Below are 15,781 nucleotides of genomic sequence, written 5' to 3'. Positions count from 1 at the left end.
CCTGTGGGGCGATCTGCAAGCAGGTGGCTACGCCTATCGCAGTCCGCTTGTGGACTTAAAAGTCCACATCGCTTAATTAATTAGTTTTGATGGGTTGTAGAGACGTTGCATGCAACGTCTCTACGGGGGTTTTGACAACAAACCAATCCGTCATAATTAATGAAAAAGACTACTAGTTTGTCTACAAACCTTTGTCCAAATTTTGCATCGCGAACTACTTGCTGTAACTAAGGTGTATCCCTGTTTCCAGTTGATTCCTGCTGCTGCAATGGGAAAGAAAAATTCGATGCATTCCTGAAAGTAGCTTTCAATTGCTTCTTTCCAAGGGGTATCGTACTCGTCTGCGGACATTCGTTTCTTAAATTGATTTGAGTATGTTTGATTATGCCAGACTTTGGAAATAAGCGCGATCGCACCCTTTTCTTGATAATTCCAAAGAAATAAATCATCGAAATAAGCAGTCTGGAAAATTTTTATCTGGAAAATTTTTGTTACTTGTTACAAATAAATACACGAGTTGGGAAGTATAACTTAAGTATCTATATCAAAACTTTATTAATAACGGAAATTAAATATATGTTGGCGAGAATCAAAAGGATTTTTAGAAATTTTTTCAGAAAATCCAGAACAATCAACAACGAACCCTTGAATAAGGTAAGTTTGGTTGTCATTGTTTTAATTGACATTTTTATACTCATCAATGTGTTTACTGGGATTGATGATATCAGTAGGTGGTATATAAGTCCTTATCAAGCTTATCCATGTCATTCTGAATGGCAAAGTTACCGTGCAGGAAATAATCAGGATAAAGACTATAACATTATCAAAAAATCACTACCATCTAAGTTTAGTAAACTACAACAAGAAGAGATATATCGACAAGCTGAGTCAGAGCATTTAGGAAAAGTTTCTCAAACTTGTCTAAATTATGCACAATACAAAGATAAAGTTAATAACCCTAAAAATCAGGAGATAGTAAATATTGTCGAAAACAAAGAATTTAAAATCAACGAATTAAATCGAGCAAATACTAAAATTCGCGCTCAATATGATTCCACGCTCTTAGAAAAGATTGCTGGTCAACCTCGCGGACAATCAATTAATCAAGTCAGTGCAGAGAAAGCAAAAATTGAGTTAGATAAAAATACTCGTAATATTTCCACTCTGGAAAAAGAAATATCTAACCTGAAAAAAGAATTAACTGACAAACCAGAAAGTATTACTTTTCTCAACTTTCTTCAAGATAAAAATCAATTTGACAAAGTTGATAAAGGCTATAAACAAGCTTCATTTTGGTATCCAACTATTCAACTGGCTTTTCAATCTTTATTCCTCATTCCACTGATTGTGCTCGCATTATCTATTCATAGATTTGCAATGGGGAGAGGGTACGGGTTAATTTCCCTAATTAGTTGGCATTTATTAGTTATATTCTTTATCCCATTAATTATTAAAGTATTTGAATTTTTGCAGTTTGGTGCAATCTTTGAATTTATTTTTGATTTTATCCAAATATTATTTGGTGGATTAAGATTCCTTGTCAGTTATCTTTATATCTTATTTATTCCCCTGATAGGTTTTGGAATTATAAAATTCTTTCAAAAAATTGTCTTCAACACTAAAATTCAAGCAAGTAATCGATTTCAAAAACTAAGTTGTATCAGGTGTGCGAAGAAAATTCGGAACAATGATACTTATTGTCCCCATTGTGGCTATCATCAATACGTTGAATGTCCAAATTGTCATAATATGACTTACAAGTATTTGTCTTACTGTAAGCATTGTGGGTATTCTCAGGATATTGGTAATTTGTAGAAGATTTTAAATAAAATTTGACTATCGTTTCACGATATAGAGATTTTGAGCGGATGAGACAGGTGAAAGCGCTGTCTATGGATTTTTTTAAAGGGTGAGTGGGAATTACGATCGGGCTGCGTATCACGTTTTAGCATTTTAGATTTTAAAGTTGCTGCTTTTTGTTTTGGTGGGATAAAAAAATAATTTTGGGGTGTCCTAGTTAGCGGTAGTGATTGCTAAGAATCAAATTATTAACATCAAGCTAATAATTGTAAAAAATTACCATTGTACCCATGCCACAAGATAATCAAGGCTATTACTTTTTTGACGAGCTTCAACAGTTTCTGTCAGAACTTGAATATTACTTAGAAGAGTCTGAAAAGTACTTAAACGCCGCCCAGAATATCTTCGGAAGTGATGACTATAATTTCCCAGGAATGTTTAACTGCGTAAATACATCAAAAAAACAAGTATCGAACTTACGCTATTATGTGGTAGAAAACATAAACTTAGAAGAAGATAAGTATTTATTATCAGCTTTGACAAGACTAATGAATGAAGAATATTAAAGCGTTAAATCTACTGAGTTTTAGTACGAATAATGTCAATTAAATCATCTACATAAAGTACTATTTGAGAAGAAGCTTCTTTTGATAAATTATTTGAAGCACTCTTAGTTTTAACTTTTTCTTTAATAAATGCGAATGCTTCTAGATATAAATCAAGATGTACAAGCTGAAAAATAGGTGATTTATCTAAAATATTAGATCTGCCGAATTTAAGACAACCACAAATCAAATCAAGATAGAAGTTAATTTGCCGGTAGAATTTTATAATATTCTCCTTCGAGACTGTATCTTGATTAATATTAATTAGCTCAGGACACTTATTTAAAGCATATCTACCAGCTTCTCTAGATAAAGATTTCCTATTTTTATCTAACCAATTATGAGCTTCTTGGCTGTACTCAAAGCGTCTTTTTAAGGCTTCAAGCTTATCTTCCAAGTTTTTCTTATAATTTACAATATTTGAATTTATACTTTTAAGTGATTCTGACTTGGGTGCAATTTTTTCAGTTTTTTGTAGGATACTCACAGAACTATTTATGAATATTAATTCTCCCTTTATAAGAGTTTCTTTTATAATAGTTTCTGACGATTTACCTTTACGTCTACCATCTATATATGTTAGCAGAGTAATAATTGCACTTATAATGCCAACAATTGCAGTCACAGAATCAGTCCACTTCACTGGATCTTGTGTTGGGCTCATAACTCACACATCACACATCATTTTAATAAACTAATAGTTAATTAAAAATTATTAGCTATAGTATTTATAGTTCTACTTGCACTAATTTTTACTGAAATACTTAAGTTTTCTTAAATAACTTGTGGGTTATAAATCTCCTTAATAAGCGGACTAATAATAATACCTCTCAAATAATTCAGGACTTACGCAACGAAGATTTGTCATTGCGACTGAAACGCAGTGTAGGGAAGCAATCGCAGAGTTTTGCTATTACTATTTACTTACGGAAACGCTGCGCGAATGCTATCGCTCGTAATGACGTAACTAAATTGCTTTTGCGTAAGTACTATGATTGTCACAAAACCAATAGCAAACAATAAATCACTTCTTTAAAACCAGATGAATCTAATGCAAGAGTGTAGCAGTATTAATACCATCTTGTACGTTGTATAAATTACTTTTGTGAGGTGTCCACCATAAGGCACCATTCATTCATTCCAATGATCTCTCATCACCCCAAGAGATGAGACGTAGCAATGCTACGTCTCTACAAAGCAATTTGTGAATTATTAAAAACACAAAAAACCCTTTCTCCCACTGAAGGGGAACTTTAAAAAACTTCTAAGACCTGATTTGTGCAAATCTCCTCAACACATCAGAATCCTGCTTCATCTCCTCCTTAATCCGCTTCACCATAGAAGCAGCAGTATTTTTATTAACCCCAACCTCTGATGCAAGTTGACGTACACTAATACCTCCACAGGAATTAATCACCAATCGAATCGCCAAAAACCATTTATCTAAACTCACATGAGTTTTGTGAAAAATTGTACCAACAGTAACGCTAAATGATGTGTAGCATGAATTACAACGATATCTTTTTTCACTTTTGTAAGCTGTAGCATTATTTGACTTGCAGTAAGGACACTTTGGCTTACCATTCCAGCGAATTTGCTCAAGAATGCCTAAGTATTTATCGTTATTTAATGTCATATTGAGGCTCAGAGTTCTGAGCCTCAATACAAGTAGTTATTAATACTTCAGATTTTACTCCAATGGATATTTTTTAAAGCTACAAATCTGCAAAATGAAAATAAATTATTGGGAATACTTGCGGTTGATTCCCAAAAGGCTTATCGCTTAAATGAAACCTAATCTCACATAATTATAGAGACGTAGCAGTGCTACGTCTCAAAGCGAATCTTTCAAATTCAGCTCGTAATTGATGACTTCTATTAAACCTATGAATTTCCAGGAAAAGCAACTGTACGCCAGATGTCACGAAAATGATAATCTGTCTGAAGCGCTAAGTTAAAGTGATTGTAAGATGCAAAATCACCTACCAAGTGAACTAATTGCACAATCCCTTTGTCAGTCAAATTTACAGCCCGCAAACGATTAAAATCTTCATCCTCAAGGGATTTTGGATCGTTGTTTGTCTTTAACACAAAATCCAGAATTGTTTTCAATCGATTATCTTCTACAGCTTCAATACCTTGAGAAGCAAGATTCGTTACATATTCTTCTTCTGTACCCAAACCATAGTTCAAAATTGTACAAAATGCCGCAGTACAATAGGGACAATTATTTGCCTTGGAAACAAGAATTCCCACATGTTGAATTTCTGAAATCGAAAGCTCTCCCATTTGCCAAAGAATTTTTGAGGATCCCAGTTTAGCTTTAAAATATTCTGGGAAATTCATCTCCATATAGAAATGATCGGGAACAGCACCCTCCATCTGCGTAACCCAATTAAACAGTTCTTCAATCTGAGGATCCTCAACAGCATCAGGTTTAACAAGCGGTACTCTTGTCATCTTTAAACTCCTAAGATGTTTTTGGGACTTAGCATTAGCGCACCCTAACATTAACCGTATGAGAATGACGAGACAATAACTGATGCAATGCTTTTTTATATGCAAGCTCAATTAATTGTTTATAGCTTTCATATTTTTGCAAAATCTCATAGGGGAGTATGAAGCAGGACTTACGCAACGTTAGCATCGCGTGTCCGCAGGACATAGATTTGTCATTGCGACCGGAACGCAGTGTAGGAAAGCAATCCCAGCGTCTCGGGAGATTACGTCGCTAACGCTTGTTCTAACGAACACGCAATACCTACGGTACGCTTCCGCTAAGCGCTAACGTAATGACGTAATTACGTTGATTTTGCGTAAGTCCTATGAAGGTTAAACTAGACATAATATAGTTCAAGACAATCCATAACTCCACTAAACTGATAAGTGATAACTGACAACTGATATAAGATGGGTGGATTATTTGAAGAATTTCAAAATTGGTTACAAAATAGCCGTGACTTCTTACTTTCCTGGTTCCCCACCAATCAAAAGGAAGCTCAAGAACCAGAAGCATTACTGACAGAATTACCACCGTCTTTAAGGTCGAAATTGGTTGCTGCGGTGGAAAATTTACCCATTAATAGCGCAGAATTAGAAGCGATTCATTCTAGATTAGATGAAGTTTTCAAAGAATGGCGTGACGATCCAAAAAATGCTGATAATTCTTTTGTTATTCTAACTTCTCCCGTTAGTACAGTTCTACGTATATTAACTGAAGATTTAGATGATAATTGGGCACAAGAACATAAAGTATCTTTGCGACCCTTACAATTAGATAGTAGACCAGTACAACAAGATATTATTACCGAGTTGCGTCGGCAAATAGACGTTCAGGAATCAGCGATAGAAGAAAAAAAATCAGAAGTTATTGTAATTCCCAACTTAAATTGGTGTTATCTACGCTGTTTTGAAGGTTTAGAAGGAATTGATTATTTGCAAGATTTGTTACTCCAAAACCATTCCCGATTTTGGATAATTGGTTCTGGTTTAGTTGGCTGGGAATATCTCAATCACGTTTCTCATTTTAAGGCTTATTGTGGTAACTCTTTAGTATTACCAAAACTTGAGGGCGAACAACTACAAACCTGGTTAGAACCTATTATTGACGAGTTCGAAATTAGTTTTGGGGAAATAGATACAGATGATGACGACCCGATGGAAGCTATTAGTGATTCGGAGGAATCTCGAAGCAATCAAACCAAATATTTCGATCGATTAGCATCTCTTAGTGAAGGAGTCAGTAGTGTTGCTGTAGAAGTGTTTTTACACTCACTTTGCTACGAACCTGCAGAATCGGATATAAAAACAGAAACAAAAAAAACAGAAACAAATACGGGTATTGAAAAAGGGTCCGGAGTTTTGAGAATGAAGACTCCCGATTTACCATTACTACCACGCCTAGAGCAAGATGACCTTTACATTTTATACTCCATTGTATTACACGGAGATTTAACTCTTTCTGCCTTAGCTGATAGCTTGGGAGATCGACAGTCTTTGGTCAAAGGTAGAGTGAGAATTTTACGACGTATGGGGATAATCGAACAACAAGATGACATACTTAGCGTAAACCCCATTCACTATCCTCGAGTAAAAAGAGAACTGGATAATAACAACTTTATAATTGATGAATTTGATTAAATTTTGACTAAATTATTGATGTATCTAAATTTGATGTATCTAAATTATTATGTATTAGCTCAATCTACTGGGGATGCAGCAGAGGAGACCGCAAAACAAGCCCAAGAAGTAATTACTCAAATTACTACAGGAAAAGTAGCTCAAGCAATAATAGCTTTGACTTTTTCTTATATTCTAATTAAAGCGGTTGACAAGTTACTTAATTGGTTGTCCGAACGAGTTGCAAAAGAACGACGACTGCAAGTCAAACAGTTTCTTCCTTTTATAAGAATGATGGTACTAACCATCACGGTTATATTTCTGATGAACTTGTTTTTGAACCTGTCACGAGACAACTTACTCGCTGTTACAGGAACAATTGCTGTAGCTTTGGGTTTTGCGTTTAAAGATTACGCCAGTTCGATCATAGCAGGAATTATCGGCTTATTTGAAGCACCTTATCGTCTCGGCGATCGCATTCAATTAGGAGATAACTATGGTGAGGTGGTAACTTACGGGTTGAGAGGAATTCGCCTCAGAACGCCAGAGGATAATATTGTTACCATTCCCCACAACAAAATTTGGACGGATCCGGTTTCCAATGCCAATATGGGAGCATTAGAAGCCCAAGTTGTTACAGAATTTTTCCTACACCATTCAGTAGATGTTGAATTAGTAAAAAAAATACTTTACCGCGTCGCACATACAAGTAAATACACTCACTTAAAATTACCGATTTTGGTATGGGTAGAAGAAACTCGTTGGGGAACGCGGTTTCAACTAAAAAGTTATCCCCTTGACGCCAGAGATGAATTTATTTATAAAACCGATCTAACCACAAGGGCAAAAAAGATATTTACCAAATATAATCTTCCCTATCCCCGTTATCTTAATCGAGAAGATGCGGATACACCTGAAGATTAGGGATTGGGGATTAGGGACTGGGAATTGGTAATTGGTAATTGGTAATCGGTAATTGGTAATTGGTAATTGGTAATCGGTAATTGGTAATTGGTAATCGGTAATTGGTAATCGGTAATTGGTAATCGGTAATTGGTAATCGGTAATTGGTTACTCATTACTCATTACTCATTACTCATTACTTATTACTTATTACTTATTACTTATTACTTATTACTTATTACTTATTACTCATTACTCATCTCATATCGTACCCAAACAAATTAGGGTCAACCTCCTGCAAATCTAAATTATCTAAACCATACTCAGCCCATCTTCTTTCCACCATTTCCGCAACTTCCGGATCTGACTCCAAAGGTGCACCCCAATCATGGTCAGTTTCTGGAGGTATCTTGGTAGTAGCATCAATTCCCATCCGTCCCCCCAAACCAATTTTTTCACTGGCGAAATCTAAGGTATCAAAAGGAGTATCGGGCAAAATAAACACATCTCGGGTTGGGTCAACCTTGGAACTAATCGCCCAAACTACCTGACGCGGATCCCTAATATTGATATTCTTATCGACGACAATTACAAATTTTGTATAGGTAAATTGTGGTAAAGCACTCCAAAACGCCAAAGCAGCTCGTCGTGCTTGTCCTGGATATGCTTTATCAATAGAGATAATCGCCGCTTTATAACTCAAAGCTTCCATCGGAAGGAAGAAATCGACAATTTCCGAAACCTGTTGGCGCAAAATCGGTGTATAGATCCGGTTCAATGCGATCGCCATCATTGCTTCTTCTTTAGGAGGACGACCGCTAAAGGTAGTCAAGTAAACCGGGTCTTTGCGATGGGTCATACATTGGAAACGAACCAAAGGTGAATCTTCCACCCCACCGTAATATCCCATATGGTCGCCAAAAGGACCATCCGGTAACACTTCTCCAGGAGTAATTGTTCCTTCTAAAACAAACTCAGAATCTGCAGGAACTTCCAAATCTACCGTTTTACATTTAGCTAGTTGGACTCCCGAACCACCGTAGAGACCAGCAAATAACCATTCTGATAAATCTACAGGAATTGGTGTCGCCGCAGCCATGATGATTAATGGATCCACACCCAGAGCGATCGCAATTTCTAATTTTTTGCCATTTTCAGCGGCTTTACGTAAATGTCTTGCACCACCCCTTACCGATAACCAATGTACGGTCATAGTATTTTTGGATTGGAGTTGTAAGCGATACACACCGACATTTGGAGTACCCGTCTCACAATCTTTAGTAATTACCAATCCTAAAGTAATAATTTTGCCCGCGTCGCCAGGATAAGGACGGATTAAGGGTAACTTATTTAAATCTAAATTATCGCCCTGTACAACAACTTGCTGACAAGCAGGGAAAAAATCCCGCCCAGGTTTCGCCTTAACAACATCAAACAAAACCTTACCAAAATCTATTGCTTGGGAAATCTTCTTTGGTGGCTTTGGTTGTTGTAACATCGCCAACTTTTTCCCCAAAGTTTCTAATTCTTGGGGATGTTCCATATTCATCGCCCAACATATCCTTTCCACCGTTCCCATCAAATTAACGGCGACAGGAAAATCAGCACCTTTAACATTTTCAAATAATAATCCTGGACCGCCTTTTTGCAGCATGCGATTAGAAATTTCCGCAATTTCTAGTTCCGAGTCAACCAAAGCCGAAATTCGCTTTAATTGTCCTTTTTCTTCCAGAATTTTAATAAATCCCCGTAAATCTCTTGCCATCGTTCCTATAAATTATAGATATTTAAGAAATGTGAAGCGCTGTTTTATATTTTATATGGGATTGGGGATTGGCGTTAGCGCCTAGCGTAAGCGTACCGGATCCGCTCTTAGCGCAGCTATAGGTATTGCGTGACGCGACAGCGTCATATGGGGATTAGGGATTAGGGATTGGTGATAGCACTTGTATTCAACTTAACTCCTATATTCACAATAATGGGTTATTCTACTGAAATGATAGCCTGAATTTTTACCCTATCAGCACTTAGCTTGATAACAATGACCACATTCTTCCATACCTTTCGAGAAGGCGGTCTCATGATGTGGCCCCTGTTGGGTTTATCAGTTGTAACCTTCGCCTATGCTTTAGAACGTATTTGGTTTTGGTTAAGGTTAACGATTTGGGAAAAAAAGGTAGTGCAAGAAATTCTCAGAGCGGCGAAAGTCGACCTAGAAAATGCAGAATTAATTGCTTCTCGTGCCCAAAATTTGGCGGTAGGTCGTCTTTTGTTAGCTCCATTGAGGTTGAGACAACCTTCTCCAGAAGGATTTCACCACGCACTACAAGCAGCAACAACGAAGGAGTTGACAGGTATGCGTCAGGGTGAAAAAGTTTTAGAAATGGTCGCTGCTATTGCCCCATTATTAGGAATTTTAGGGACTATTGGCGGTTTATACGCAGTATTTGCTAATATGAAGAACGGCCAAGTAGATTCTGCCGATGTCAGTGCAGTAACTTTTGGTCTTAGTGAAGCCTTAATTACTTCTGCAACCGGAATTGGTGTAGCTGTGATTGCTTTACTTTTCTTAAAATTATTCACCAATCTGCGATCGCAACAGATAGAGTTTTTCTCGAAAGTTGCTAGTGAATTGGAATTAACTTACTTACAAAATTGGTATGAATCTTCACAATATTTAGAATCACAATTTAAATAAAATTTCAAATTGGTGTAAACAAGATTTAGAAATTTTTAGATTTTGGCTAGAGTAAAGTTCGCACAGGTAAACTCCGTAAAATGTTTATCTGTGTTTTTTTTTGCTGAAATGCAGTGCCGGTTACGAACGCTAAAACTGTTTTTTCTCCATATTTATTGTGAATACTATATTATAGAAAATTAATTGATTTGAGTTCACCTTTAACAATTAAAATACAGATTTGTAGCTTTAGTTGTGGGTACGAAAAGTCATGAAATTATTCCCCCTCAGACTCGAACCAAATCAGGATTTACGTCAGAGTTTACAAAATTTTGCTCAAGACAAAAATATTACCGCAGGATTCGTAGTAACTGCAGCAGGTAGTTTAAAAGAAGCATCCATCCGTTTTGCAAATCAAGATAAAGCTATTGTTTTAAATAATTACTTTGAAATACTTGCTTTAAATGGCACTATTGCCAATACTGGATGCCATTTACACATTACAGTTTCTAACCAATACGGTAATGTAATTGGCGGACATTTAGTTGATGGTTGTATCATCTACACCACAGCAGAAATTATTATTGGTAGTAGCGATGATTTTACGTTCATTCGAAATATGGATCGAGAAACTGGATATCCAGAATTAGAAATTATCTCCACTACTGAAAAATGAACACTATCGCATCTGACACTTCTTGATCGATTTAACTTACTTTTATACACACTTAGTTTTGACTTTTTACTTGTGCGTAGTCCCTCCGATTATATTAGTGAAACTTGATAGAATCTCTATATTTATTGATTTTACCGCTTTTTCCTCAGTATTTTGAAACAAAACTGTAAATGCACCTGCACCCAAGCCTGATTGTGGAAACATGCGGTAACAAGGAATACTTGTTAATTGAGATCTATAGGCTTGCAAATGATTAATCTCAATTGCTCTAAACTGAGGAAATTTTTTTAATAACCATTCACAAATTCTTTCATTCTCTTCTGGCGAATAAGTGCAAGTAGTATAGGAAAGATATCCTTGTGGGGCAACAATTTTAGCCGAATTAGCAATAATCCGCTTTTGACGATTCGCATTTTTATTAATAGTAGTTGGATGAAAACATCCCGGAGCTTTATCTCCTTTAGCAAGTAAAGATTGTCCAGAACAGGGAGCATCGACAATTACTAAGTTACTGGATAAAGATATATTTTCGGCAAAAATACTGGAATCTCTATTTACTATTGTGTGGGCATTAATATGGCAACGTTTAAAATTAGAGATTAACATTCCCAAACGTTTGCCTATTACTTCATTGCTGATAAGTAAGTTCGGTTGTAAAAGTTTCCAAGCAAAGATACTCTTCCCTCCTGGCGCAGCACACATGTCAAATATTGTATTTACTGGCTGAGAAGTTCTTTGGGGAGAAATTGTGAGTAAACTTGATGCTGCAAATACGGACGAAAAATCCAAGCAGTAAAAGTATCCTTGTTCGTGGAGTGGATGTTTACCTGGTTTAGTTGCTAAAGATAAACGATCAATAAAATCAGGCTGCCAATCAATCGGAAATTCTGTGTCAAATGGAGAATTTTGGGGTTTTTCTCGACACCAAAGAATACAAGGATGGAAGGGTTTGGGGTTGATTAATGCTTCAACAAATTTTTCCCTTGATTCAATATCTTCAAATATACGCCTAGATAGTTTTAATAATAAATTCGAAGGTTTTCCCATACCCGATCTATTGAATAACAGACATATCACTTAGGAGATAATATTTATTTCGAAGCAAACAGGAAATAGACATCTAACTTTTATGGTTAAATTGCCACGCAATCCCAAAAGCTGCCCCTGCACCTGCTCCCAAACCAGTTCCCATTCCCTGTATAATTTTTTCAATGGGATTCTGGGTTAGACACTGACTAGTTATATTACTTGCCTGCAAACAAGTATTACTTTGCGTCCAACTTATAACACCACCAAAAACTATACCGATCACGCAACAAGAAACAACAAGTAGCAAAAGGCGTTTGGTTTGTAGATCCATAAATAAATTCAAAAGTAAAAAGTCAGGAGTCAGGACAGACCGCGCTTACAGCGTTAACCTAGTTGGGCGTAAAGCACAGTAGGAGTCAGGAGTAAAGAGTAAGGAGTAAGGAGTAATGAGTTAAGTGATTGGTGACTGTTAACTGTTAACAGTTAACTGATAACTGTTCCTACTCAATCCGAAAATTAAAAGGTAAACGAGCATATACACCCCGGGGATCCTTCATATTTTCAAAAATTTCTATCTCTTCTTTGAGCTTACGAAGTTCACCTCCAAGTGGATGAGATAGTAACTCTTGAGATTTTTGCTGAGTTATAATTGCACTTACTTCTTCCTTGGCTATACCAAAAAAGCGTTCCTCAAATGAACTCAGCCTTGGATACTCTTTCAATTGCCAATTATTGCCTAATTTTGCCAATTTAGCTGAATGTGCAATTGCTTTATCCAGACCACCAATTTCGTCAACTAAACCAATTTGCTTCGCTCTGCTACCCGACCAAACTCTTCCTTGAGCAATTTCTGCAACTTTTGCTTTGGGAAGATTGCGACCTTTGGCAACTTTATTTAAAAATACATCGTAAATGCTATTAACTATGCGCTGATAAATCGCCAATTCTTGGGGAGATTTAGGGCGAGAAACACCTTGACTGTCAGCATAACGTCCAGTTTTGACACTATCCCAAGTAATACCATTATCGTTTGCTAATTCCTGAATATTAAATATGCTTCCGAATACGCCAATAGAACCCGTAACAGTATTTGGTTCAGCAAAAATTCGGTTGGAATCCACAGCAATCCAGTAACCTCCTGAAGCTGCAACATCCCCCATAGAAACCACCACAGGTTTTAGCTTTTGGGTTAGACGTATTTCCCTTTGCATAACTTCAGACGCAGTTGCACTACCCCCAGGACTATTAATTCGCAAAACCACCGCTTTTATATTCTTGTCCTGACGGATATTTCGGAATATTTTGGCAAAGCGATCGCCACCAATTTGTTCATTTTCTCCTTCACCATCGACAATTGCACCTTCAGCATAGACAACAGCAACCTTATTCTTCGACCTGCGTTTAGTAGGTGAAGAAGTATCGCGGGTTTTTGTATATTGTGCCAAACTAATTTGCCGAAAGCTTTCGTCCTGTTTCTTACTACCAGTCAATTTCTTCAGATCGGCGATCACCTCGTCAGCATAGGCGACTTTATCAACTAAACCATTAGCTTTAGCTCGATCTGCTAATAATACGGCTTGATTATCAGCTATCTGCTGTAACTGTTGTGGGGTAATTTTTCTCGTTTTACCTACCGTTGTGCGCCACTCAGACCACAAATCATTAAGCAATACTTGAAGTTGAGTTCGATTTTCTGGACTTAGCTTTTTCAGTACAAATGGCTCGACAGCTCCTTTAAACTTTCCAACTCTGACAATTTGTACCCCAACACCGTACTTTTCAAAAGCACCAGCAAGAAACATCGGTTGAGAGCTAAAACCGTTGATTTCCATCCCTCCTAAAGGATTTATTGCTACAGTATCAGCAACCGAACTCAGGTAATATCCTTTTTCCCCCCAGTTCGTTCCATAAGCAACAATCTTTTTCCCCGAATCACGAAATTTTTCTAAAGAACGACGGATTTCCCTCAAAGTTGCAAAACCTTCAGCTTCTCCTTGGGTTGCTTTACTTGCATCTAAGTAAATACCAATAATCCGTTTATCATTTTTAGCTTTTTCAACCGTATCCACTAAAGCTCTGAGCGAAATTTGTTTTTGGTAATTACCTGATATTACTTGTTGAAAAAATTGACTAGATTTGGGCTCTCCTTCAGTAATTTTCGTTGATAGGTCAAATACCAAAAATGACTTATCTTTTACAACTGGTTCGGGCTCTCGAGAAAAAGTGGCTGCAAGTAGCAGCAGAAGCAATCCGGTAGTTCCAATACCAAAAAAAATAAATAATCCCAGCAAACTTCCTACTAAGCTAGCAAAAGTTTGTTTAACAAAATTGGCCATTTTTAGAATTAGATTTAGTTCTTTATTAGGAGTATTCAGTTTTTAGTCGTCATTGAAAGAAAATTAGAACCAACAACTATTGACTTTAGACTGTTGGTTTAAGGAGTTTCAAAAATCATTCACACCATAATTTGCGAACCATAGGGACGCATCAACTCCTTTCTGAAGGGTGGTATATTTTGACTTGAAAGTCCCTCGTATTTACACTAAATTCCTCACACAGAACAGAAATAATTAAGTTCTAATATGACCACTTAAATTATTCTAATCTTTTAATATTCTAATCTTTTACTATTCTAATCTTTGTACTAGTTGTAAACTTTGTGAACGCTTCAACTGTTCGATATCAATATTACCAGTACAGAATAGTACAGTAGTAATTTCAGCAATCAAAACTTCTATTAGTTCGCATACAGCTATTTCTGAAGTAGCAGCAGCTTTCAAAAAAGGCATTGCCAATCCTGCAATATTAGCTCCCAAAGCAATGGACTTTGCGATATCCAATCCGTGACGCAATCCTCCTGAAGCAATTAAAGGTACATTTCCATCTACTTTTCTAATACTTTTAATACATTCAGCCGTAGGTAAACCCCAATCAGAAAATGTTCTGCCCAAACGACGTCCCATAGTATTTTGGGCTCGTTCGCTTTCCACCATTGCCCAGGATGTTCCCCCCGCACCAGCTACATCTATTGCAGTTACCCCAACAGCAAGGAGTTTTTTCGCCATGGCTGCCGATATTCCATTTCCCACTTCCTTGGCGATAACTGGAACTGGCAATTTTGAGCAAACGGTTTCAATTTTGTCAAATAACCCGTGAAAATTTGTATCTCCCTGGGGTTGAATACATTCTTGTAGTGGGTTGATATGCAAAATTAAAGCATCTGCTTCTAGGATATCAACAATTCGCAAACATTGTTCTAAACCACAGTTGTAGTTGAGTTGTACGGCACCCAAGTTAGCAAATAAAGGTATATCAGGAGCATATTTACGTACAGCAAAAGTATCTGCGACTTCTGGCTTTTCTAGGGCTACTCGTTGAGAGCCTACACCCATAGGGATTTTGTATTGTTGTGCTGCGATCGCTAACCGACGATTGATGGTCGCAGCTTGTTCTGTACCTCCTGTCATGGAAGAAATGAGTATAGGTGCGCCAAGCTGTTTATCTAAAAACTGAGTAGTGAGATCGATATTATTACGATCTAGTTCTGGTAAACAGCAATGGGTGAAACGATAACGTTCTAATCCATTGGAAATTTGGCGAAACTGTACATCTTCTTCCAGACAAATACGGATGTGATCTGCTTTACGAACTTGGGTAGCTGCGTCGGTCATATTTGGAGGTATTGTAACTGTGGATCGGTTGATATTATTTTCCCATTAAGGATTGGGGATGGGCAAAAGTTTGGGAAGTGTGGGAAGTGTGGGGAGCGTGGGAAGTTTGGAAAGTAGTGTAAAGTTGGGGATTGGGTATTTAGAAGAACATACTGAAGAATAACTCTTAAGTCCTGACTTCTGTTAGCGTCTAGCGACAGCGTACCGGATCCGCTCTTAGCGCAGCTATAGGTATTGCGTGACCGCAGGTCATATTCTGACTCCTGACTCCTGCTCGCGTCGCTAGCGTAGCGTATCGTAG

16 protein-coding genes are annotated in these 15,781 nt (G+C 37.1%); 6 read left to right on the top strand and 10 right to left on the bottom strand.

Translation table 11 applies throughout. From position 1 onward, the window contains the following. Positions 1 to 156: 156 nt before the first annotated feature. Positions 157 to 351, bottom strand: a complete 195-nt coding sequence (locus tag BC008_RS42160; protein ID WP_058184707.1) for a hypothetical protein — start codon at positions 349 to 351, stop codon at positions 157 to 159. 225 nt (positions 352 to 576) lie between these two features. On the opposite strand from BC008_RS42160, the gene BC008_RS42155 reads away from it, so the two are divergent. Then, on the top strand, positions 577 to 1,815 hold the full coding sequence (locus BC008_RS42155) for a zinc ribbon domain-containing protein (protein WP_027845934.1): 1,239 nt from the start codon (positions 577 to 579) through the stop codon (positions 1,813 to 1,815). 275 nt (positions 1,816 to 2,090) lie between these two features. After that, the gene (locus BC008_RS42150) at positions 2,091 to 2,366 is read left to right on the top strand and encodes a hypothetical protein (RefSeq protein WP_027845935.1); all 276 of its coding nucleotides are present in this window, start codon (positions 2,091 to 2,093) and stop codon (positions 2,364 to 2,366) included. Between the two features lie 10 nt (positions 2,367 to 2,376). Here BC008_RS42150 and BC008_RS42145 read toward each other — a convergent pair whose 3' ends face one another. The 3 genes from BC008_RS42145 to BC008_RS42135 form a co-directional block, all read right to left on the bottom strand. Beyond that, a complete protein-coding gene (locus tag BC008_RS42145; protein ID WP_058184706.1) occupies positions 2,377 to 3,069 on the bottom strand; it encodes a globin family protein in 693 nt (230 codons plus the stop codon). A 600-nt stretch (positions 3,070 to 3,669) separates the two neighbouring features. Further along, positions 3,670 to 4,041 (bottom strand): transposase, encoded by a 372-nt coding sequence (locus BC008_RS42140; protein ID WP_027845937.1) that lies wholly within the window; start codon positions 4,039 to 4,041, stop codon positions 3,670 to 3,672. 248 nt (positions 4,042 to 4,289) lie between these two features. Then, positions 4,290 to 4,865, bottom strand: a complete 576-nt coding sequence (locus BC008_RS42135; protein ID WP_027845938.1) for a carboxymuconolactone decarboxylase family protein — start codon at positions 4,863 to 4,865, stop codon at positions 4,290 to 4,292. 450 nt (positions 4,866 to 5,315) lie between these two features. Here BC008_RS42135 and BC008_RS42130 point away from each other — a divergent pair, with 450 nt between their 5' ends. After that, entirely contained in the window at positions 5,316 to 6,545 is a 1,230-nt protein-coding gene (locus BC008_RS42130) for a hypothetical protein (protein ID WP_027845939.1), read from the top strand. Positions 6,546 to 6,563: 18 nt separating this feature from the next. Beyond that, positions 6,564 to 7,448, top strand: a complete 885-nt coding sequence (locus BC008_RS42125; protein ID WP_036267770.1) for a mechanosensitive ion channel family protein — start codon at positions 6,564 to 6,566, stop codon at positions 7,446 to 7,448. Here the strand turns inward: BC008_RS42125 and BC008_RS52955 are convergent. Continuing rightward, positions 7,445 to 7,603, bottom strand: a complete 159-nt coding sequence (locus BC008_RS52955) for a hypothetical protein (RefSeq protein ID WP_063800864.1) — start codon at positions 7,601 to 7,603, stop codon at positions 7,445 to 7,447. The two genes, BC008_RS42125 and BC008_RS52955, sit on opposite strands and share 4 nt — an antisense overlap. Before the next feature lie 80 nt (positions 7,604 to 7,683). After that, complete coding sequence (locus tag BC008_RS42115) at positions 7,684 to 9,192, bottom strand: UbiD family decarboxylase (protein WP_027845864.1); 1,509 nt, start codon at positions 9,190 to 9,192, stop codon at positions 7,684 to 7,686. 315 nt (positions 9,193 to 9,507) lie between these two features. Here BC008_RS42115 and BC008_RS42110 point away from each other — a divergent pair, with 315 nt between their 5' ends. Together BC008_RS42110 and BC008_RS42105 are read left to right on the top strand one after the other, a co-directional pair. Next, complete coding sequence (locus BC008_RS42110; RefSeq protein ID WP_235596017.1) at positions 9,508 to 10,125, top strand: MotA/TolQ/ExbB proton channel family protein; 618 nt, start codon at positions 9,508 to 9,510, stop codon at positions 10,123 to 10,125. A 250-nt stretch (positions 10,126 to 10,375) separates the two neighbouring features. After that, positions 10,376 to 10,780 (top strand): PPC domain-containing DNA-binding protein, encoded by a 405-nt coding sequence (locus BC008_RS42105; RefSeq protein ID WP_027845862.1) that lies wholly within the window; start codon positions 10,376 to 10,378, stop codon positions 10,778 to 10,780. A gap of 66 nt (positions 10,781 to 10,846) precedes the next feature. Here the strand turns inward: BC008_RS42105 and BC008_RS42100 are convergent, their stop codons facing one another. From BC008_RS42100 to fni, 4 genes are all read right to left on the bottom strand, one after another. After that, entirely contained in the window at positions 10,847 to 11,827 is a 981-nt protein-coding gene (locus BC008_RS42100) for an RsmB/NOP family class I SAM-dependent RNA methyltransferase (RefSeq protein WP_058184704.1), read from the bottom strand. A 73-nt stretch (positions 11,828 to 11,900) separates the two neighbouring features. After that, positions 11,901 to 12,140, bottom strand: a complete 240-nt coding sequence (locus BC008_RS42095) for a hypothetical protein (RefSeq protein WP_058184702.1) — start codon at positions 12,138 to 12,140, stop codon at positions 11,901 to 11,903. Positions 12,141 to 12,309: 169 nt separating this feature from the next. After that, positions 12,310 to 14,145 (bottom strand): signal peptide peptidase SppA, encoded by a 1,836-nt coding sequence (sppA, locus tag BC008_RS42090; protein ID WP_027845860.1) that lies wholly within the window; start codon positions 14,143 to 14,145, stop codon positions 12,310 to 12,312. 291 nt (positions 14,146 to 14,436) lie between these two features. Next, positions 14,437 to 15,480 carry a type 2 isopentenyl-diphosphate Delta-isomerase gene (gene fni / locus BC008_RS42085; protein WP_036267664.1) on the bottom strand — a complete coding sequence of 348 codons (1,044 nt, stop codon included), beginning with the start codon at positions 15,478 to 15,480 and terminating at the stop codon, positions 14,437 to 14,439. Between the last annotated feature and the right edge of the window lie 301 nt (positions 15,481 to 15,781).

This window comes from Mastigocoleus testarum BC008 (assembly GCF_001456025.1).
Taxonomy (GTDB): domain Bacteria; phylum Cyanobacteriota; class Cyanobacteriia; order Cyanobacteriales; family Nostocaceae; genus Mastigocoleus; species Mastigocoleus testarum.
The sequence above is the reverse complement of the archived record's forward strand: the minus strand, read 5'-3'. Positions and strand labels throughout refer to the sequence as shown.

What these genes read in the sequence shown, in the direction of transcription:
- fni (WP_036267664.1), bottom strand. Translation starts at nt 15,480, where the DNA reads ATGACCGACGCAGCTACCCAAGTTCGTAAAGCAGATCACATCCGTATT.
- BC008_RS42105 (WP_027845862.1), top strand. Translation starts at nt 10,376, where the DNA reads ATGAAATTATTCCCCCTCAGACTCGAACCAAATCAGGATTTACGTCAG.
- BC008_RS42130 (WP_027845939.1), top strand. Translation starts at nt 5,316, where the DNA reads ATGGGTGGATTATTTGAAGAATTTCAAAATTGGTTACAAAATAGCCGT.
- BC008_RS42100 (WP_058184704.1), bottom strand. Translation starts at nt 11,827, where the DNA reads ATGGGAAAACCTTCGAATTTATTATTAAAACTATCTAGGCGTATATTT.
- sppA (WP_027845860.1), bottom strand. Translation starts at nt 14,145, where the DNA reads ATGGCCAATTTTGTTAAACAAACTTTTGCTAGCTTAGTAGGAAGTTTG.
- BC008_RS42095 (WP_058184702.1), bottom strand. Translation starts at nt 12,140, where the DNA reads ATGGATCTACAAACCAAACGCCTTTTGCTACTTGTTGTTTCTTGTTGC.
- BC008_RS42110 (WP_235596017.1), top strand. Translation starts at nt 9,508, where the DNA reads ATGATGTGGCCCCTGTTGGGTTTATCAGTTGTAACCTTCGCCTATGCT.
- BC008_RS42115 (WP_027845864.1), bottom strand. Translation starts at nt 9,192, where the DNA reads ATGGCAAGAGATTTACGGGGATTTATTAAAATTCTGGAAGAAAAAGGA.
- BC008_RS42135 (WP_027845938.1), bottom strand. Translation starts at nt 4,865, where the DNA reads ATGACAAGAGTACCGCTTGTTAAACCTGATGCTGTTGAGGATCCTCAG.
- BC008_RS42160 (WP_058184707.1), bottom strand. Translation starts at nt 351, where the DNA reads ATGTCCGCAGACGAGTACGATACCCCTTGGAAAGAAGCAATTGAAAGC.
- BC008_RS52955 (WP_063800864.1), bottom strand. Translation starts at nt 7,603, where the DNA reads ATGAGTAACCAATTACCGATTACCAATTACCGATTACCAATTACCGAT.
- BC008_RS42145 (WP_058184706.1), bottom strand. Translation starts at nt 3,069, where the DNA reads ATGAGCCCAACACAAGATCCAGTGAAGTGGACTGATTCTGTGACTGCA.
- BC008_RS42140 (WP_027845937.1), bottom strand. Translation starts at nt 4,041, where the DNA reads ATGACATTAAATAACGATAAATACTTAGGCATTCTTGAGCAAATTCGC.
- BC008_RS42150 (WP_027845935.1), top strand. Translation starts at nt 2,091, where the DNA reads ATGCCACAAGATAATCAAGGCTATTACTTTTTTGACGAGCTTCAACAG.
- BC008_RS42155 (WP_027845934.1), top strand. Translation starts at nt 577, where the DNA reads ATGTTGGCGAGAATCAAAAGGATTTTTAGAAATTTTTTCAGAAAATCC.
- BC008_RS42125 (WP_036267770.1), top strand. Translation starts at nt 6,564, where the DNA reads ATGTATCTAAATTTGATGTATCTAAATTATTATGTATTAGCTCAATCT.